At 41.8% G+C, this 20,473-nt stretch carries 17 protein-coding genes; 7 read left to right on the top strand and 10 right to left on the bottom strand.

What is annotated here, in order from left to right; all coding sequences use genetic code 11:
• Window positions 1-22: 22 nt before the first annotated feature.
• Entirely contained in the window at window positions 23-1,969 is a 1,947-nt protein-coding gene (locus tag Q3C15_RS01785) for a M13 family metallopeptidase (protein ID WP_057827129.1), read from the top strand.
• Between the two features lie 51 nt (window positions 1,970-2,020).
• Here the strand turns inward: Q3C15_RS01785 and Q3C15_RS01780 are convergent, their stop codons facing one another.
• Window positions 2,021-2,737, bottom strand: coding sequence for a DUF4396 domain-containing protein (locus Q3C15_RS01780; protein WP_057827130.1), 717 nt, complete (start codon window positions 2,735-2,737; stop codon window positions 2,021-2,023).
• Between the two features lie 120 nt (window positions 2,738-2,857).
• Between Q3C15_RS01780 and Q3C15_RS01775 the strand changes: the two genes are divergently transcribed.
• From Q3C15_RS01775 to Q3C15_RS01760, 4 genes are all read left to right on the top strand, one after another.
• A complete protein-coding gene (locus Q3C15_RS01775) occupies window positions 2,858-3,229 on the top strand; it encodes a cupredoxin domain-containing protein (protein ID WP_057827131.1) in 372 nt (123 codons plus the stop codon).
• 16 nt (window positions 3,230-3,245) lie between these two features.
• Window positions 3,246-3,560: a cupredoxin domain-containing protein gene (locus Q3C15_RS01770; RefSeq protein ID WP_180752386.1), complete on the top strand. Its 315-nt coding sequence runs from the start codon at window positions 3,246-3,248 to the stop codon at window positions 3,558-3,560.
• Window positions 3,560-5,503, top strand: coding sequence for a copper-translocating P-type ATPase (locus tag Q3C15_RS01765; protein WP_283613670.1), 1,944 nt, complete (start codon window positions 3,560-3,562; stop codon window positions 5,501-5,503). The genes Q3C15_RS01770 and Q3C15_RS01765 overlap by 1 nt, the downstream gene beginning before the upstream one ends.
• A 409-nt stretch (window positions 5,504-5,912) precedes the next feature.
• On the top strand, window positions 5,913-7,094 hold the full coding sequence (locus tag Q3C15_RS01760; RefSeq protein WP_204778820.1) for an AEC family transporter: 1,182 nt from the start codon (window positions 5,913-5,915) through the stop codon (window positions 7,092-7,094).
• A 51-nt stretch (window positions 7,095-7,145) separates the two neighbouring features.
• Here Q3C15_RS01760 and Q3C15_RS01755 read toward each other — a convergent pair whose 3' ends face one another.
• The 3 genes from Q3C15_RS01755 to oxc all read right to left on the bottom strand — a co-directional run bounded on the left by Q3C15_RS01755 (window position 7,146) and on the right by oxc (window position 12,239).
• The gene (locus tag Q3C15_RS01755; protein WP_057827134.1) at window positions 7,146-9,032 is read right to left on the bottom strand and encodes an acyltransferase family protein; all 1,887 of its coding nucleotides are present in this window, start codon (window positions 9,030-9,032) and stop codon (window positions 7,146-7,148) included.
• A 156-nt stretch (window positions 9,033-9,188) separates the two neighbouring features.
• Entirely contained in the window at window positions 9,189-10,535 is a 1,347-nt protein-coding gene (gene frc / locus Q3C15_RS01750) for a formyl-CoA transferase (protein ID WP_057827135.1), read from the bottom strand.
• A 21-nt stretch (window positions 10,536-10,556) separates the two neighbouring features.
• Window positions 10,557-12,239 carry an oxalyl-CoA decarboxylase gene (oxc, locus tag Q3C15_RS01745; protein ID WP_302703728.1) on the bottom strand — a complete coding sequence of 561 codons (1,683 nt, stop codon included), beginning with the start codon at window positions 12,237-12,239 and terminating at the stop codon, window positions 10,557-10,559.
• A 556-nt stretch (window positions 12,240-12,795) separates the two neighbouring features.
• Between oxc and Q3C15_RS01740 the strand changes: the two genes are divergently transcribed.
• Both Q3C15_RS01740 and Q3C15_RS01735 read left to right on the top strand, forming a co-directional pair.
• Entirely contained in the window at window positions 12,796-13,551 is a 756-nt protein-coding gene (locus Q3C15_RS01740; RefSeq protein WP_283580568.1) for a sulfite exporter TauE/SafE family protein, read from the top strand.
• 86 nt (window positions 13,552-13,637) lie between these two features.
• Window positions 13,638-14,540: a sulfite exporter TauE/SafE family protein gene (locus Q3C15_RS01735; protein WP_278851426.1), complete on the top strand. Its 903-nt coding sequence runs from the start codon at window positions 13,638-13,640 to the stop codon at window positions 14,538-14,540.
• Between the two features lie 176 nt (window positions 14,541-14,716).
• Here the strand turns inward: Q3C15_RS01735 and purB are convergent, their stop codons facing one another.
• The 6 genes from purB to Q3C15_RS01705 form a co-directional block, all read right to left on the bottom strand.
• The gene (purB, locus tag Q3C15_RS01730) at window positions 14,717-16,009 is read right to left on the bottom strand and encodes an adenylosuccinate lyase (protein WP_283580570.1); all 1,293 of its coding nucleotides are present in this window, start codon (window positions 16,007-16,009) and stop codon (window positions 14,717-14,719) included.
• Complete coding sequence (locus Q3C15_RS01725) at window positions 16,009-17,301, bottom strand: adenylosuccinate synthase (RefSeq protein ID WP_283577495.1); 1,293 nt, start codon at window positions 17,299-17,301, stop codon at window positions 16,009-16,011. The genes purB and Q3C15_RS01725 overlap by 1 nt, the downstream gene beginning before the upstream one ends.
• A 234-nt stretch (window positions 17,302-17,535) precedes the next feature.
• Window positions 17,536-18,351 (bottom strand): SDR family NAD(P)-dependent oxidoreductase, encoded by an 816-nt coding sequence (locus tag Q3C15_RS01720; RefSeq protein WP_064207607.1) that lies wholly within the window; start codon window positions 18,349-18,351, stop codon window positions 17,536-17,538.
• Window positions 18,352-18,495: 144 nt separating this feature from the next.
• A complete protein-coding gene (locus Q3C15_RS01715; protein ID WP_057827144.1) occupies window positions 18,496-18,996 on the bottom strand; it encodes an ECF transporter S component in 501 nt (166 codons plus the stop codon).
• The gene (locus tag Q3C15_RS01710) at window positions 18,986-19,585 is read right to left on the bottom strand and encodes a TIGR01440 family protein (RefSeq protein WP_186806293.1); all 600 of its coding nucleotides are present in this window, start codon (window positions 19,583-19,585) and stop codon (window positions 18,986-18,988) included. The genes Q3C15_RS01715 and Q3C15_RS01710 overlap by 11 nt, the downstream gene beginning before the upstream one ends.
• 20 nt (window positions 19,586-19,605) lie before the next feature.
• Window positions 19,606-20,421: a PfkB family carbohydrate kinase gene (locus Q3C15_RS01705; protein WP_283577496.1), complete on the bottom strand. Its 816-nt coding sequence runs from the start codon at window positions 20,419-20,421 to the stop codon at window positions 19,606-19,608.
• Window positions 20,422-20,473: the final 52 nt, after the last annotated feature.

Here is a 20,473-nt window from a genome sequence, read left to right as displayed (position 1 = left end):
CGACTTGAAAGGAGTTTTTAATATGGGAAATGTTCAATTTGTTCTTGGCGGTGCTCCGGTCACAAAGGGGAAACAAGCATCGATCAAGGATAACCTCTATATGCACGTTAATTATGATTGGCTTCAAAAAGCTCAAATTCCAGTTGACAAACCCGCAGCCGGCAGTTTTCAAGACATGGACGAAGCCGTTCACCAAAAATTAATGAATGACTTTGACCGTTACCATCAAGGAAAGCTTTCGGCTCCCAACCCAATGTTTGCTGAAGCAATGAAAATGCACCAACTTGCCCTTGATTTTAAACAACGGGAACAAGAAGGCGTTACGTCGTTATTGGAAGTCATCAAACCAATTCAGAAACTCTCGCTTCTTACCGATTTAAGTCATCAATTGACTGACTGGGTCAAAAATGGATTTCCGCTTCCATTGACGATCGACGTTGAACCAGATTGGAAAAATACAGCGCAAAATGCCGTTTTCATGTATGCTCCGGAGCTGATTTTGCCGGATAAAACCTATTACACTAAACCTGAAAGCGATGAATTACTGCACACTTGGGCAACCATGACAAGCCAATTGTTGCAAGCCCTCGGTTATAATCAAGAACAGGCTGCGGATATTGTCAACCAAGCGCTTGTCTTTGATAAACTGCTTGTACCGCATGTTCTTCCAGCTGATGAACTCGCCGATTATCCAAAACAGTATAATCCGCGGACACTGAAAGAAATCCAACAATACAGTCAAAGCTTTGATTTCGCATCCACAATTTCAGAACTGATTGATGATCATCCGGAAAAGGTGATCGTTACCCAACCGCAGTTCTTTGAACACTTTGATCAAATTGTAAACGACACGACCTTCAAGAACCTCAAGAGCTGGATCTTAACGAAGACCGTGAACTCGCTTGCTAAGTTACTGACAGATGATTTGCGGCAAACCGCCGACCAATTCCATCAAAAACTTTCCGGAACGCAAAAGCCAGTTTCTCAACGGAAATTTGCATATCAAATCGTTGATGAAACATTTAAATATGTGATTGGCGACTTCTACGGCAAGAAGTATTTTGGCGAAGACGCCAAGGCTGATGCAACTAAGATGATCCAACAAATGATTCAAATTTATAAGCACCGGCTTGAAAAAAATGACTGGCTCGGTGACCAAACCCGGGCAAAGGCGATCACGAAACTTGACCACATCGCCATTAAGGTTGGATTCCCTGAAAAAATTAAACCGGTGTATGCCAAAATGAAAATTATTCCAGCCGAAGACGGCGGAACATTACTGGGTAATTATCTTAATGTTGAACGGATCAAGATTGCTGATAATTTTGAAAGTTACCATCGCCCGGTTGACCGAACTGAGTGGGACATGCCATCACAACTTGTTAATGCGTGCTACGATCCGTCACGGAATGACATTACATTCCCAGCAGCAATCTTAGAAAAGCCGTTTTATGACCTGCATCAATCCCACAGCAAAAACTTTGGCGGAATCGGGTGTGTAATGGGCCATGAAATTTCACACGCGTTTGATAATAACGGTGCTCATTTTGACGAATACGGCAATATGACCAACTGGTGGACTAAGGAAGATTTCGCCCACTTTGAAAAGTTAACCCGGGAAATGATCAATGAATTTGACGGAATTCCATTCGCCGGCGGAACCGTGAACGGTAAGCTTGTCGTTTCAGAAAACATCGCGGATAACGGCGGAATGAGTTGTGCGCTTGAAGCCCTTAAACAAAGTGCTGACGCCGACTTACAAGAATTCTTCACTAACTGGGCAACCATTTGGCGGATGAAAGCCAGCCCGGCATACGAAAAGATGCTCCTTGCAACTGACGTGCACGCTCCTGAAATGCTGCGCGGAAATGTGCAACCGCAAAACTTTGATGATTTCTACCAGACATTTGATATTTATCAAGGTGATGGGATGTGGCTTGAACCGGATAAACGGGTTCAGATTTGGTAAAAGTGAATAAGTAAAAAAGATTGCAACGTTTGTGTTGCAATCTTTTTTGATTTACATTCCCTTCTTAATTCCCAATTTCACCAACAACCAATTCATCGGGTATGCCGTTACAAACCCGCATGCCATTCCAATTGCCATCATTAACCAAAATGCAGGCATTACCGGTGTGAAATGTAAATGCAAGCCAAAGTTGATAATTGCTGACCAGCCGTACATGCCGACTTGCCAGGCTGTGAGTGACCAGAAATCGATCTTAAATGCTTGAAACAGTTTATAGCCAACTGAACCATCCATCATTGGTGCAATTGCTGCATATTGGAATAAAACGCCGATAATCAATGCTAAAACATAATCAAAGAGCCATTCGCCAAATAACTTTTGGTTCAAAATGCTAAAACTTAATAAATAATAAAAAATCCATGAACCAACTAAATCTGATAAACTGCATCCGGCACCACAGTGAAGCGCGTCCACCACGATTCCTTGCCAAAACTTATCATATTTGTGATCATCCATTGGCATTTTCATTGATGCATCCATCTTCATCTTCATCGATTTCATCGGCATTGACATCTTCATTTTGCGATGTTTTCCGAGAGTAAAATAGGCCCACAAAATTAACGGCCCACCCCACAACGCATTAATTGGCCAAACCGCATCCATAATCTTCATTGCTTGCGGATGACGAATTACATCAATCAAAATGATGACCGCTGATAAAATTCCAATCACGATCCATCCAATTGCAATTTGATTTAATAACTCCATTTATCTCACCTTCCATTTTCTATTATAGTCAGTTGACAGGCGGAATCACGATATTTGTTTACATTTGTAAACGACAACGCTATAATGAATTTGAAATCATAAAGAAAGGACTGACTTAAGATGATTAACGCAATCGTTTTTGGTCTCGCCGTCGCATTGATTAGTTTCATTTGTTACTGGTTTTTCGGCAATCATCATGAACAAGCTGGCAATTCAACTATTCAGAATAATGAACAGCATGCTACGATTGTTGTAAAAGGCGGTTATTCACCAAGTACCCTCATTCTGAAACAGGGAGTGCCTGCCAAGGTCAACTTTGACATGCAAGATTCAACCGCTTGTTTAGCCCACGTTGTTTTTGAAAAACTGGGGGTTGATAAGGATTTAACAAAACAAAAAATTACAACAATCGAAATTCCAACCGATCAAAAAGGCGAAATTGACTACGCCTGCGGCATGGACATGTTCCATGGCAAGATCATCATTAAGTAAGGAAAGGAAAATCATCATGGGATTAAAAGACTTATTTCACAAGAAAAATCAAGCAACAATGAAGGATGGCAACCAAGTTATTAAAGTCAACGTTGCCAATGGTTATGAACCGGAAGTCGTTGAATTCAAACAAGGCACTCCAGCTAAAATCATTTTTAACCGTTCAAACGATTCAGCTTGCCTTGCCCGCGTTCAATCTGATGAAATGCAATTCAACACCGACCTTCCTTTGAACCAAGACGTTGAAGTTGCAATCAATACGGATCAAAAAGGCGAATTCAACTATGCATGCGGAATGAATATGTTCCACGGAAAGGTTGTTATTAAGTAATGAAGCTTTCAAATCTGCAACGGTTTTGGATCTCCTTCATTTTAGCAGTCCCAATGCTGATCCAAATGCTGGCAATGCCGTTTCATTGGCAAATGCCGGGTTACCGCTGGATTGCATTTGGGACGACAACAATCATTATGCTGATTGCGGCCATTCCATATTGGAAAAGCGCATGGGCCGCTTTTAAGCACCATAACTCCAATATGAATACCCTTGTCGCTGTCGGAACGACCGTTGCGTACTTTTATTCGATCTTTGCCCTTTTCACGGGGCGCGATGTCTACTTTGAAAGTGCCGCGTACGTTACGATTTTTGTTCTGCTTGGTGATGCAATGGAAGAACGCATGCATAATAATGCTTCAAACGCCCTAGGCAAATTATTGGAACTTCAGGTTAAAAAGGCTGAGGTTTTAAAAGATGGAAAGTATGTTGATGTTCCGCTTGATCAGGTCAAAGTTGGCGACACCATTCGCGTTCGTCCTGGACAAAAAATCGCCGTTGACGGTGTCATTACAAAAGGCTCAACGACCGTTGATGAATCAATGATCACCGGCGAAAGCATGCCCGTTGAAAAAACGGTCGGCGATCCGGTTGTGGGTTCAACGATCAATAACAACGGTTCAATTTTGTTCAAAGCAACTAAGGTCGGAAAAGATACGATGCTTTCTCAAATCGTTGAGATGGTTAAAAAGGCTCAAACCAGTCACGCACCGATTCAAAATTTAACTGATAAGATCGCGGGAATCTTTGTTCCAGCTGTTTTGATCATCGCCATCATCACGTTTACCGTTTGGTTCGTCTTCTTCCATGCAACGGCTGTTCAGGCAATGCTGTTTGCCGTTTCGGTCGTTGTAATTGCGTGTCCATGTGCGCTTGGCCTTGCTACCCCAACTGCACTAATGGTAGGAACTGCCCGGGCAGCAAAGATGGGGATCCTGATCAAAAATGGTGAAGCGTTGGAGGAAGCCAATGGCCTTCAAACCATCGTCTTTGATAAAACCGGAACCATTACCAACGGAAAACCGATCGTCACCGATCTTATTGGTGATCCGCAGCAGGTGCTTCCAATTGCCGGGAGTTTGGAAGAAAATTCTGAGCATCCGCTTGCCCACGCAATCATGACCAAGGTGAAAGAAAGCCAAATCAAATTTCCTTCCGCTCAAAACTTTAAGGATCTGCGGGGAAAAGGAGTTCAAGCCTTGGTTAACGGCCAACCTGCCTTTATTGGAAACGCCAAACTGGTAACTGACTGTCAGCTTTCTGCCGAGTTGCAAAAGCAAATGATTGCTCTTCAAGATGAAGCCAAAACCGTCGTTTTAGTTGGAATCGCCGACCAGGTAATCGGCCTCATTGCAATTCAGGATACCCCGAAACCGACATCGGCTGAAGCGATTGCGAAGTTAAAAGCGCGAGGGCTAAAAACCGTTATGTTAACGGGTGATAACCGAAACGTTGCCCAGGCAATTGCTGACCAAGTCGGCATCGACCAGGTGATTGCCGAAGTCCTTCCGGGTGAAAAAGCCGAACAGATCAAAAAGATTCAACAATCAACATCGGGAAAGGTCGCTTTCATTGGTGACGGCGTCAACGATGCACCCGCCCTTTCAACTGCTGATATTGGAATCGCAATGGGTTCCGGTACGGATATCGCAATTGAGTCCGGTGAGATCGTACTTGTTCAAAATGATCTGCGCGAAGTTGTTTGCGCCCTTGATATTTCAAGAAAAACATTTAACCGAATCAAACTTAATCTATTTTGGGCATTAATCTACAACGTGATTGGAATCCCAATTGCTGCCGGAATGTTTGCTCACTTGGGCCTTGAACTTAGTCCCGAGTTAGCCGGCCTGGCAATGGCCTTTTCATCAGTCACGGTCGTCGGTTCATCGTTGCTGCTTAACAAAGCTAAAATTGAAGATGATCCGCAATTAAGAAAAGAATAGTGGAGAGAGGCTGTGACATAAGTCGCAGCTTCTTTGTTATATCCGCATAATCGGACTCCAAAACAAACGGGCTACTTGGAAGTTCGAAAACCTCCGAATCTACGCTGCGCGATTCGTTCGCTTTTCTGCTTCCACCACGTTCGTTTTTAACGTTTTGTCACACCTTCCTTTTTTTATTCATATAATTAAATACCCATATTCTTGACGCGATATTTGCTTTCTAACCGGTCAATATAATGGAATTATTAGGCAGACGATGTACGCTAATTATAGGAGCTCTAAATGAAAGCGTTTATCTCATTGATAATAAAGGCCTGTTATCATGATCATCTTGATTGATGTTGCAGAGACGTTTAACTAAGGTGGAATGATCGATCATCCACCTTTGATATCCGAAGGGAGCGATAATATGTTCACAATTATCAAGAACGATATTATCCCGATCCTGATTATCATGATTCTTGGTTACGTTTGCGGAAAATTCCATGTTTTTGATGATGACCAGCGGCAGGGATTAAATAAATTAGTTCTTAATATTGCTCTTCCTGCAGCTTTATTTATTTCAATTGTTAAAGCAACCCGCAAAATTTTTGCTAAAGATATTGTCTTAACTTTGATCTCGATTGTCGGAGTTACAGGATTATTTATGTTAAGTTATTACCTCGACAAGGTAATGTTTCACCGGACAACGCAAGAAGCAGCTGTCTGCGCGCTGATTGCGGGATCCCCGACGATTGGATTCCTCGGGTTTGCTGTCCTTGATCCAATTTACGGAAATAACGTTTCAACAAACCTGGTCATTGGGATCGTTTCGATCGTCGTCAATGCCATTACGATTCCAATTGGACTAGCACTGATCAATCACGGCCAGGCTAAGATTCGGGCGAAAGTTGCAAAGTCAAAATCGAAAAATACAACTACTCAACTCGATCAACCAGATAAAATCAAAAAGCCTGAATTAGCACGTGATGTTGATGTTAAATCCATTCCTGATGAAGTTCCAATTACCGATGCTGAAGCAAAAGCATTACGCGAAAAAGGCGCCAAACGTGAAATCGACTTGATTCGGGCAGAATATGAATACACCAAACTGGAAGAAAAGGATAAAACCCCTTCAGTATGGGATTCAGTCATCAATGCGATCAAGCAGCCCGTTGCAGCTGCGCCATTGATTGCGGTTATTTTAGTATTGATCGGGATTCATATTCCAAATTCATGGGCCCCAACATTTGATTTGATTGCTAAAGCCAACTCTGGTGTTGCGGTGCTTGCAGCCGGGTTAGCATTATCGACCGTTAAATTCTCAATTGATAAGGAAGCCCTCTGGAATACATTCTTCCGGCTTTTCTTGACCCCCGCAATTATCGTTGCTGCCGCATACTTATGCGGAATGGGATCAGATCCAAATCAAATTTCAATGCTTTGTTTAGCAGTTGGATTACCACCGGCCTTTTCTGGAATCATTATTTCAAGCCGGTACAATATTTACGTTAAGGAAGGGGCAAGTTCCGTTGCAATTTCAACGGTCGGGTTTGCCGTTTCATGTATCTTCTGGATTTGGGCATTACCGTTGATTGCTCATATCCTTTAGAATCTAAATTAAAAAAGGCAGATTGCATATTCAATGCAATCTGTCTTTTTTCTAATGATCATAATATTTCAAAATACTCTTCAAAACAAAGTCACCATAAAATTTCAGTCCGTATTCATTCGGGTGAACGTTATCTGCATAGAACCAGTCTGGATGGTTATTCGAATAACTGTACCAATCAATGACATGCAAATTATGATATCGCTTCTGAGCTTGATTTAACGTGTTATTAACGTCATTTTGCCACGGTTTCGTTGGGACGTGGACATTTAACCAGAAGACCGTTCGTTGCGGCCCTAAGATGCTCATAATTTGATTTAAAGTATCCTGGGAAATCGTTCCGTTAGTCCCTAAGCTGATCAAAACGGTATTCGCCAATTGGTGGTTAGCATCCATCTGTTTCAAAACTGCTGGCGCTGCACTTGCCTGACGGCCAACCTGCGCATTGATAATCATTTTCGGAAATTCGCCCTGCAACGTTGCTGACGCATCCGCCATGACTGAATCACCAACCCCGCTGATTTGAAGGTTGCTTGCAAATGCCTTGCCCTTATCCGTTACATTGCCATTTTTCACTAAAACATCCTTGTTGGAGGCCTTCGTTGGCTTTTGTTCACTGGTATATTTAATATGCTTATTCCGGTCCGCAACCTTCTTTTGGTTGGCCGCGATTTGATGTTGCAGTTCAGACCGATCCTTTTGGAAAACTCCGTTCGTTTCCGGTTTACAGAAAAATGTTCCGTAAAACGCAATGCCCAAAATCATCGCTCCAGCTACAACTCCTAAGTCATTCCATAATTGTTTTTTCTTAAATCCTAAACTCTGCTTGAGTACTGTAAACGTCTTCTTAAAGTTGAACCGCCGCAATGGAACTTCAATTAACCGGTAAGACAAATCACTGATCACTAAAATAATTGCAATTTCAATCAGCGCATTCAGCAATGGATGACTGCCGACTTTGACCTTCGCTTCATAAAAGACCATTACGGGATATTGGTAAATGTAGATCCCATAACTGCGCTTTCCAAGCCAGGTAAAGACTTTATTCGTCAATACGCGGTTTAAATCGGCTCCCGGGTGCGCAACGATTCCAACCAAAATCATTGAAACGATCGAGAAGAGGAACATTCCGCCGCGATAAACAAACGTTCCTTCGCCATTCATCATGAAGAACATAACAATGACCGCAATTAAAGCAATTACGCCTAAGACATCAAGGGTAACGCGGTGCGACTTATCAAGATTCTTCTTCAACCGGGTACTTGGCCAAATACATGCCAGGCCAACGCCCATCAAAATCGAAAACATCCGCGTATCGGTTCCATAATATACCCGCGAAGGATCATTTCCTGGATGATATAAAGCTCCCATTAAAACTGCTGAAAGAATGGCAACGCCAAAAACGCCGAGACCAATCTTCAAATAGTTCTTTTTATTATGTAAAAGCCGTAAAAACAGTACTAAAACAACCGGCCAAATCAAATAGAACTGACCTTCAATTGATAACGACCATAAGTGCGTCCATGGCGACTGTGCGCCAAAATTATTAAAGTATGACTGATGATGCGCAATTTCAACCCAGTTATAAACATATGTTAAATTAGCAAGAATCGTCGTTTTGATCCCCTTTAACAATGATCGTTGGAACAGGGTAATATAAGCGGTCGTTCCTAAAACCATCGTTACCAAGCCGGGATATAACCGGTGGATCCGCCGACTATAAAAATCCTTGATACTGATGCTATCGGACTGTTCCCATTCTTGAAGAAGCAGGTCGGTGATCAGGTATCCTGATAATACAAAGAAGATGGGCACCCCTAAAAAGCCGCCCTTCATACTTCCAGGTAAAATGTGATACAGAATAACCGCAACAACTGCCAAGGTTCGGATTCCGTCAAACCCAGTGATATACCTGCTTTTTTTCAGCCTTTTCTCCATTGCAAAATACTCCGCTCTATCCTTAATAGTACCTGTTAAATTATACTCCCTTTTAGCTAAATTGTTGATACTGAAAAGAAGCAAAACTAATTTACTTGCATATAAAAAAATCTCTGCTCAGCGTTTCCGCCAAACAGGGATTTCTTTATTCAACTTTTATTTGCCCTTAATAACTTCACGCCGTGGGTTCTTTGGCTTTTGAGCAGGGATGATTGTTCCGTCTTTTTCAAGACCTTTGATTTGATCTTCAGTGTAACCTAAGTCACTTAAGATTTCGTTGTTGTTTTCACCCAAATCAGGGGCGCGCTTGTAATCTGGCTTGTAGTTTGACATCGTGAATGGCATTCCCAATGTCTTGAACTTGCCGCGGTTACCACCTTGGTCGATCGTAACGATCGTTCCGTCTTCGTTCAATTCAGGATCATTTTCCAATTCATACCAGTCAAGAATTGGACCAACTGGAATGCCGGCTGCACCTAACTTTTCAGTTAATTCATACTTGTCGTATTGCTTTGTGTATGATTCGATCAATGGATAAATTTCCTTCTTGTGTAATTGACGGTGTTGCCAATCCTTGAAGCGTTCATCCTTGATCCATTCTGGGTGACCCATTGTGTTGGCAATTGCTTCCCAACTCTTGTTTGAGTTTTGGATAACAATGTAAACGTAAGCGTTTGGATCAGTTTCCCAACCTTTAGCCTTGTACGTCCAGCCGATAACTTCGCCACCTTCTGTGTTTTCAGCACGTGGAATAGCTTTGCCCCACTTGAAGTCTGGGTAAACAGCGTAGTGCGGCAATGCTCCTAAATTATCAAGCATGACTTGGTCACGCAACTTGATTCGGCAAAGATCCATAACGGCGTTTTGCATTGATTGGTATACATAAACGCCTTCGCCAGTGTGTTCACGTTGGAACAATGCGGCTAAAATCCCAATCGTAATGTGCATTCCTGAGTTGGTATCACCCAAAGCTCCGGCTGACTGCGTTGGCACATTAAAGTCGCCTTCGTTCCATCCAGTTGTTGAAGCAGCCCCACCGGCTGATTGAGCAACCGGTTCGTAAGCCTTAACGTTTTCAAACCGTGATCCTTGATTGAATCCCTTTAATGAAGCCATAATCAACCGCGGATTCATCTTGTGAACGTCATCCCAACCGAAACCAGCTCTTTCAGCAGCCCCTGGTTTAACGTTTTCGATGAAGACATCGGCCTTCTTCAAAAGGTCTTCCATGATCTTGTGACCTTCATCGGTTTTAATATTCAAGGTCAATGATTTCTTGTTAGCATTTAATTGCAAGAAGTACATTCCCCATGAATCCTTAATATCCAATAATTGGTTCCGGGTTGGATCCCCACCGATATCTGGCCGTTCGATCTTAATAACATCAGCCCCTAACCAGGCTAATAATTGCGTACATGATGGGCCTGATTGAACCTGAGTCCAGTCAACAACTTTAATTCCTTTTAATGGTGCGTATTCTGATGTTTTCTTTTCTTCAGTCATTTTAATTCCTCTTTTCGCTTTTTAATGTTTGATTCCTAACTTTGGATTCAAATTGCCAATGTGACCTGATTCTTTTCCTAAAGCTGGGTCAATGACCGCATTGATAATTGCTGGTTTGCCAGCATCAAATGCTTCGTTTAAAGCTTTATCCAATTCTTCCGGTGTTGTGACATTGTATGCTAACCCGCCAAAGGCTTCAGCCAGTTTGTCATACCGGCCTTTAGCATCCAATGTGATTGGTGCCGGATCACTGCCTGCCGGATCTTTTTCAGCACCGTTGTAAATTCCACCGTTATTGAAGATTACGATCGTAATTGGAAGGTGCAACCGACAAATCGTTTCAATTTCCATACCATCAAAACCAAAGGCACTGTCACCTTCAACGCAAACAACTTTCTTGCCCGTTTCAATGGCTGTTCCGATCGCATATCCGAGACCAACACCCATGACACCCCAGGTACCAGTATCAAGCCGGTGACGCGGTTTAAAGATGTCGATGACGTTCCGCCCAATATCAAGGGTATTCGCTCCTTCGCTTACAAGGTAAGTATCGGGGTTCTTCTTGATCAACTCTTTAATTGGAGCAAGAGCACCATAGTATCCCATTGGTGATCGCGGCGTTGTTAACCGCTTTTGCATCTTTGCAAAGTTTTCGTCTTTCTTCGCCTTCAATGCATCCAGCCAATCTTGTGAAGCCTTGATTCCAGCTTTCTTAACTGCGGGTGTTAATTCATTGAAGACGGACTTCATATCACCGACTAACGGAGCAGCAATCTTCTTGTTTGAGTCAATTTCATTTGCATCAACATCAATTTGAATCAATTTAGCGTCCGGATTGAACTTTTCACCGTGTGAAAGCATCCAATTCAACCGGGCACCGACTAACATAATTGCATCCGCATCGCTAAATGAAAGTGACCGAGCAGCGGCAACACATGATTCATGGTCATCCGGCAATAAGCCCTTCGCCATTGACATCGGTAAGTATGGGATCTTGGTTGTTTCAATGAAATCGCGGACTTTATTTTCAGCATGAGCAATTGAAGCGCCCTTGCCAAGAATGATCAGTGGTTTCTTTGCATTCTTCAAAACTTCAACTGCCTTGTCAACGGCTTCAACTGATGGCCGTTGTTGTGGTGCCGGATCGTCTTCTTTGATCAACGTGCTTTCAGGATCAATGTTTTCATCCAACAAAGCCCCGATCGTGTCGGCTGGCAAATCAAGGTAAACCCCACCAGGACGGCCTGAAACCGCTGATCGAATTGCCCGAGCAACTGCTAAGCCCATATCTTCTGGACGATCGACCCGGTATGCAGCCTTACAGAACGGCTTTGCGATGTTATATTGATCCAAACCTTCATAATCGCCACGGTTCAAATCAATGATGTGACGTTCGGATGAGCCCGAAATCATAATTACCGGGAAGCAATTCTTCGTTGCTTCGCCTAATGCAACCAATCCATTTAAAAATCCGGGAGCTGAAACCGTCAATGCTAAGCCCGGTTTCCCCGTTAAAAATCCAGAAGCCGCAGCTGCATTTACCGCCGAATCTTCACGCCGGAAGCCAAAATACCGCATCCTGCTACGTTGCATCATCCGTGCTAAATCAGTTACTGGAATTCCAACAACACCATAAACATTTTTTAAGTCGTTTTTCTTCAGTGCTTCAATTAATAATTCTGCACCTGTAACTTGTTCACTCATTCATGTTTCCTCCAATCTGTTGATTTCCTTGATGAATAATCATTTATCATCAAAGCCCCCTTTCAAGCGGGCTATTGAAGAGCAACTTACGTTAGTTTTCCAATAACTCTCTTCAACTTTTAATATAGTTCCGTTGTCTTTAAAGCGTTCACAAAAACACTTGAAAAATTTTGAATTTTCCTTAAAAACACTGATATTAACCGATTAAACGTGATTGCAAAGAATCTTTGTTTGAAACCCCTTTCGAAAAATCATAGGCTTGAAGTGGTTGGTCATTTGGGAGTTTGACTAACCACCTCAATTTCGCTTTACACAGGTATACGAATTCCCATCCTATTAGTTGGAATACGTCCTTCGTATTCGAGGCTTATTTTGTTTCGGCCTTACTATCAGTTGATAGTAAGGTTTTTTTGATTTTAATTATCCAAATATAAAAAGTTCATAAAATTAACCGAAAATTCATAGATTAAAACTCGGTTGCAAATGTTTCATTTCGACTACATTAGTAAACTTTTATCTAAGTTACCCCTATAATAAAGACCAAGGAGGTAATCGCATGCATATTGGATTACTTATTTTGTGCGGTTTTCTAATTGGTTTTATCTTAATCTTTCTTGGAATGGGAGCCGCTCTTTACATTGGATGTCTCATCACAATTTTTCATCTCAGCGCGAAAACGGCGGCAGCAAGTGCGCTCGTCGTTACGCTTCCTGCATTGATCATTGGGACATTGATCAATCATCGAACCCATACGATTGATTATCATCGTGGAAATTTTCTTTTAAAGTGGGCGCTATTGGGAACGATCGGTGGAAGTTTGATCGTTCCATTTACCAATCATGATCTTTATCAATTGATTATCAGTGTCATCTTAATTATCCTGGCATCCACAATTTTATGGAATTCAATTTCACACTCACGTAAAAAGGAATCTTCAAAACTGACTGCAAAATATTTTCCTCCATTTGCCAGCATCATCAGCGGTGTCATGGTCGGACTTGCTGGAATGTCGGGCGGTGGTCCCTTAGTTGCCGGAATGTTGCTGCTTGATGCTCCCGTTGCCCAAGCGGCCGCAACGTCTTCATATATCCGGATTTGGACGACCCTTTTAGGAGTGGGCCTTCACTGGCATACAATGACGATTGCTTGGCAGCCGGTCCTCTTTATAGCCCTTGGAACAGCTTTAGGAGCTGCATGTGCGCCATTAATGATGCGGCTTATCGGTCAACGGAACCGGAATTTTATTTCCCGGGTAATGAAACCATTGATTGCGATTATTCTTTTATATATGGGAGTTAAACCGTTTATTTAAAAGTAATGAATTTTTTGTCATAATTCGCACAAGTTATTTTCGGAGTGCTAAACTAAATTCATAAATACTTTGAGGAGCAACGAATCGTGGTAAAAATAATTATTGGAATTTTAATTTTGTGTATTCTTTACTTGGCTTTGGTTATCATTCGCCAGGTCAAGCGAAATCATGAGAAGTTTAATTTGAAAGATAATCTTTTAGGAATGGGAATCGCTGGAATTGCCGATTTTGGCGATACCCTCGGAATTGGGAGTTTCATCACAACGACAACAATGTTTCAGATGACCCATTATTTAAAAGATGAACGGGACTTACCTGGCACACTGAACATTGCTCACGGAATTCCAACAATTGTTGAAGCCCTCTTTTTTGTAACGGCTGTTCCGGTTCAACCATTAACCTTGATCTCAATGGTACTTGCAGCGGTAATTGGGGCAACGATTGGCAGTTTCTTGGTTGTTAAAATGAGTTCCGTAATCGTTCAACGGTTTATGGCGATTGCCCTGGTGATCACCTCATTATTGATGGTTGCAAATAAGATGGGATGGATCAACATTTTGGCTGTCGGAAATAATGCGGATGGCTTACACGGGTGGGCCCTGGTGATTGGGGTAATCGGGAACTTCATTCTTGGCGGATTGATGGCTGCCGGAGTTGGTTTGTATGCTCCATGTATGGTAATGATCTACTTGCTTGGGCTAAAACCGATCGCAGCATTTCCAATCATGATGCTTTCATGTGCATTATTGATGCCATTCACAAGCTTTAGTTTCGTTAAGAGCAATCGCTTCTCAACGCGTGGAATTTTCGGATTTGTTATCGGTGGAGTGATTGGCGTTATCATTGCTGCAACCCTTGTTAAATCAATGTCGTTTACCGTTCTCAGTTGGTTGATCGTCATTGTAAGTATCCTCACTGCCATTTCATTATGGAGCAGTTCAATCCGAGCAAAAAAAGAATCGAATTATGATCAAGAAAATGTTGAATAGTAACTAATAAAGCGGACGTCGTAAAACGTCCGCTTTGTTGTTATTCGTCATCCGGATCAAACTTATGGGCTTCAACAAGGATTTTCTTGGCCTTTTCAAGGCTTAAAAAATAAAAAGCCATCAAAAAGTTTCGCTTATTCAGCCTCACTTCTTCGATGACTTTCAACTAAATTCAATTATTCAATTCCAACTTGCCGGTAAATCTCATCAAGGTGACGCAGGTGATAACTGTAATCAAAAGCATCATCAATCTCGGCTTTCGGCAAAATATCCGCGATTTCACTTTGATCAACTAATTCACGGAATTGCACATGTTCATTCCATGATTTCGCAGTAAGCTTTTGAACCATATCATAAGCCTTTTCCCGGGACATCCCCGTATTGATCAGTTTCAACAATAACCGTTGGCTGTAAATCAAACCGTAAGTCTTATTCATGTTTTCCTTCATCGTTTCAGGGAATACATCCAAACTTGAAAGGATCTTATTGAACCGGTGCAACATGTAGTCCAAGCCAATTGTTGAGTCTGGTAAAATCACCCGTTCGGCCGATGAATGCGAAATATCACGTTCGTGCCACAACGCAACGTTTTCGTAGGCCGTTACAATGTTGCCGCGTAAAACCCGCGCCATTCCGCAAATGTTTTCTGATCCAATCGGATTCCGCTTGTGCGGCATTGCAGATGAACCCTTTTGGCCTGGATTAAAATGTTCTTCCACTTCATGGATCTCAGACCGCTGTAAGCCGCGAATTTCAGTTGCAAATTCCTCTAAACTAGTTGCAATTAATCCCAACGTAGCAATGTATTCCGCATGCAGATCCCGGGGTAATACTTGGCTTGTTACCGGTTGCCGGTTTAATCCAAGCTCTTCCGTAACGCTCTTTTCAACCTCCGGCGGAACGTTCGCGTAGGTTCCGACTGCCCCGCTAATTTCACCACATTCAACGCCGGCAGCAGCATGTTCAAACCGTTCAATATCGCGTTGAATTTCGGTATACCACCGGCACATCTTCAAGCCAAAGGTCATTGGTTCGGCTTGAACACCATGGGTCCGGCCAATCATAACGGTATTTTTATATTTCAATGCCATCTGTTTGATCGTTTCTTTTAACTCTTCTAAGTCTTGTCGCAAAATTTGGTCAGACTGTTTTAACAAATAACCTTGTGCAGTATCAACCACATCAGTACTTGTAAGACCGTAGTGGACCCACTTTTTTTCTTCGCCAAGGGATTCTGAAACCGTCCGGGTAAACGCAACAACGTCGTGGTGGGTAACCTCTTCCATTTCAGCTACCCGTTCTGCCGTAAACGAAGCGTTTTTGGCAATCTTTTCGGCGTCTTCTTGCGGCACAACTCCAAGTTTTGCCCATGCATTTGTAACCGCAATTTCAACCTTTAACCAAGCACCGTATTTACTTTCATCTGTCCAAATTTTTGCCATCTCTGGGCGTGAATATCTTGCTAACATTACCGATCCTCCCATGCATCCTTCAACGTGATCGTTTGTTCCCGACTTGGGCCAACTGAGATCGTCATCAATTGTAAGCCCGTTAATTCTTCAATTCGTTTCAAATACTTCTTGGCGTTTGCTGGTAATTGATCATATTCCGTCACCGTGGAAATATCTTCCGTCCAGCCATCAAATTTTTCATATACCGGTTCACACCGTTCCAATTCTTTCAAACTTGCTGGATAGTAATCGATTTGCTTGCCATCAAGCATGTATGCTGTACAAATTTTAACCTTTTTTAATCCGGTAAAAATGTCTAACAGATTCAAACTCAGACAATTCATTCCGGAAACCCGTTTAGCGTGTCGCATTGCAACCGCATCAAACCAACCGATTCGGCGCGGCCGGCCCGTCACCGTTCCATACTCATGGGCTTTTTCCCGAATCCAATCGCCCGTTTCGTTTGTTAATTCAGTTGGAAATGGTCCTTCACCGACCCGGGTTGAATATGCCTTGCAAACCCCGACCATCTTGGTAAGTGATTGGGGGCCAACCCCGGCTCCGGCTAGCGCGCCGCCAACAACTGGATTTGAAGATGTTACATATGGATATGTTCCGTGATCCAAATCAAGCATAATGCCTTGAGCACCTTCAAATAAGACATTCTTACCCGCACTAATTGCTTCGTTTACGAGAACCGATGTATCCGTAACGTAGTTTTTTAACTGTTGACCATATTCGTAATATTCATTGAATAATGAATCAAAATCAAATGGTTCTTCATCATAAATTTTTTCAAAAAGCGCATTCTTCTGTGCTAAGTTTTCTTTTAGTTTTGCCGCAAATGTATCTTTTTCAAGCAAATCGCACATCCGAATCCCAATTCGAGCAGCCTTATCCATGTATGCCGGGCCAATTCCATTATGAGTCGTTCCAACCTTTCGATCACCCCGTTGCTTTTCCTGGGCAATATCAAGTTGAATATGATATGGCAAAATCAAATGAGCCCGACTTGAAATTTTAAGGTTTGATGGCGTCACTCCGGCGTCCTTAAGCATCTGTAATTCACCTAAAAGAGCTTTCGGGTTAACAACCACACCGTTCCCAATCACATTGATTTTTTGCGGTTCAAAAATTCCAGATGGGATCAATTGCAATTTATACGTCTTCCCGTTAAATGCAATTGTATGGCCAGCATTATTTCCGCCCTGATAACGGACGATCATATCCGCCTTTTGTGCCAGCCAATCGGTCATTTTCCCTTTTCCTTCATCGCCCCATTGGCTTCCCATAATTACAATCGATGACATATAAAAATCTCCTTGTTTCTCCTAAATCAATGATTACGATGTAAGTTTACCAATTTTAAGTAATAACCGTCAATAAAAATACGAATATTATTTGAAATAAAAACCAATTATTTAATTATTAATTAACTTATAATTATCATCTTTAGTTATAAATTGATTAACACGAACATTATTTTAATAAAATACAAAAAAACGGCTGAGCCTCAAAGCCCAGCTGTTATCAGATTAAATCAATTATTTTGTTTGTGATTGGTGTTGCATCCCTTGGAAGTCACCATAAATTGGAGTTGGCAAACCAAAGCCGCCGGCAACCGGAATCAATTCACCAGTAATAAAGCTAGCTTCGTCGCTTAACAAGAACGCAACTGCATTGGCAATGTCCCGCGGTTTAGCAATCCGGTTCAACGGTACATGCTTCAAGAATGTATCTAAGAATGTATCTGACATGTTGTCCAATGCCCCATCGGTTGCAACTAATCCTGGTAAAATAGCATTTACACGGATGTTATCGCGGGCGTATTCAACCGCTGTTTGTTGGGTCAATGAATTGATTGCGGCCTTTGAAACCCCGTAAGCTAAGCGGGCAATATCAGGGGTATTCCCGGCAACAGATGAAATATTAACAATGTTGCCACCCGTCTTTTGCGTCTTCATTTGTTGAACCGCATATTTTGACATGTAATACGTACTCATGATGTTAACATCAACGATCTTCTTAAATGCATCCGAATCGCCATCCGTTAACGTTGTATCTGCTTTGACATCAGTCCAGCCAAAATTATTCACTAAAATATCCAACCGACCGGCATCTGCAACAACGTTTTTAACGGCTTCCTTATATGAAGGATAGTCAAATGCATCATAAAAGACTGATTGGTATTGTTTATTTTCAGCGTTTAATTCTTCCGTTAACTTCCGGTTCTTTTCACTATCCCGGACTGCCATGTAAACCGTTGCGCCTTCTTCAACTAACTTATGTGTAATTTCAAGACCGATGCCGCGACTTGCCGCCGTAACAATGGCAACTTTATTTTCCAATTTCTTACTCATAACTCTTTCATCTCCAATAATTTTATGGTTGCATTTATTCTATTACAAAAAAATATAATAATCAATTCGATTAAAGGTACGTACCAAATTGAAATGATTAAACTAAAAAGGCTGCAATAAGCATTGCAACCTCCGTTAATCTTCTTAGTATTTAATTATCTTCCGCAACTGCGGTGTCAATAACAACGCAACGATCAATCCGACAACGCCTTGAATACAGTTCATTGGAATTCCAACCAAGCCAGTTTGAACGTTGTATAAAATTGAATCCGAGCAGAAATATCCGGCAACCATGATGATCGTTCCAACAAGCATGATTCCAATCTGCTTCATTTTTGACTTTGCCGCATGCAGACGTTGGAAGAGGAAGCCAACGAGCAAACCCTCAAGTCCATGGACGATCAATGAGAAGAACATGTATTGGCTATATCCCGAAATCAAATCCAACAAAAATCCTGATACGGCACCGGCAAATAATCCCGGCCAAGGTCCATATAACATTGCGACGATAAATATTCCTGCATCGCACAAATTAATGTTTCCATGGGTAAATGGAATCGGAATAATCAAAATCCGACTAATTACAATGTTTAATGCCGTCAATAAAGCAGTCACGGTCATTAATTTTAATTTATTACTTTTCATTTAAGTTCTCCCATGTATCGATCTTGTTCTTATCTGAGAATGTGTACAATGCGCGTTGCCCACCGATCAATTTCGGCCGGGTGTATAAGCCGGTAACATTGGCTGCTCCAATTGTGTGGTGCTTTAACCGAACCGGAACTTGAACAAATTTAACGTGCATTCCAATATCAGTTCCCCCAATGTCAATTCCACCATCGGCAACGATGTGTTCAACTTCAACCGGATCATTCATTTCTTCGTAAGCTGCAACTTGGGTTCCGCCACCCGCATGCATTGATGGGCAAACTGAAACAATTTCAAAGTTGTGCTTTTCGGCAACTTCCCGCTCCATTAATAATGCCCGGTTGATGTGTTCACAACCTTGAATTGCTAAATCGATTTTCCGGGGTTTTAAAAATGCTTGCAACGTTTCATAAACAGCTTTTCCAATTGATAATGCAGAATCGGTTCCCATCCATTCGCCCCGAATCATACTTGTACTGCATCCAACAACAAATAATGATCCAGGTTTCAAATCAAACTTTTCATTATTAAAATAATCAGTTAATACATCTGACAAATTTTCCTTGATATCTGCTAAATCAATCATGATGATCCTCCTTAAAGCAATTAATCATTCCGCCAAAGCAATGGCGTAATATCTATTCCTAATTTTAAATCATTTTCATTTAAAAGGGTATTATGAATGCTTGCTCGAATTCGCTTCATGATTTGCGGCAAACAATCGCTCAACTGGGCATGTTCACTAAGCTCACCAAGCAAAGCTGCTGCAAACGCATCTCCCGTTCCATAAAAATGACCATCAACTTTGCGCAAATAATTTGTTCCACATGAAACGCCATCGTCCCAATAACAGCCAACTTGACCTTGCGTTTCGATTCCGGTTACCACCACCGTTGCATCCTTTTTCAAAAGAGAGCGCAGTTGACTGACCATTGTTGTAATTTGATCCTCTGAAAATGAAGGTGAATATTGATTTCCTGTCAAAAACGCCAATTCAGTTACATTTGGCGTAACCACGTCGGCAAACGGCAATAGTCGTTTTAATTGCTGACAATAGGTTGCATCCAACAATGGGTAATAATGCCCATTATCAGCCATCACCGGATCAACTAACAATAATCGAAAATCATTTATTAATGCGCTTTTCGCAATCAAATCAATAATTTCCGCCTTTCCTAGATAGCCAATCAATCCAATATTTTCGGTATTTTTAAACTGATGATGGGCAGTTTCAAACAATGCTTTCAACCATTCAGCGGAGTAATTAGTTCGAATTGTCCCTTCCATTTCAGTTTGGGTAATGAAATTTTGTACCGGAATCTGTAATGCGCGCAAGCCATAACTTGCAACAATTGGTCCGGCAACATTCATTGAGATACTGTTTAAACTTGATAAATCTTCAATTATAAATGCGTTTTTCATAATATTCTTTCTTTATTAATAAACTATTTTATGTATTATAAATCGATTTTAA

The organism is Ligilactobacillus sp. 110_WCHN, assembly GCF_030518115.1.
GTDB classification, from domain to species: domain Bacteria; phylum Bacillota; class Bacilli; order Lactobacillales; family Lactobacillaceae; genus Ligilactobacillus; species Ligilactobacillus aviarius_C.
Note: the sequence above shows the minus strand (reverse complement) of the source record. Positions and strands in the feature narration are given on the sequence as shown.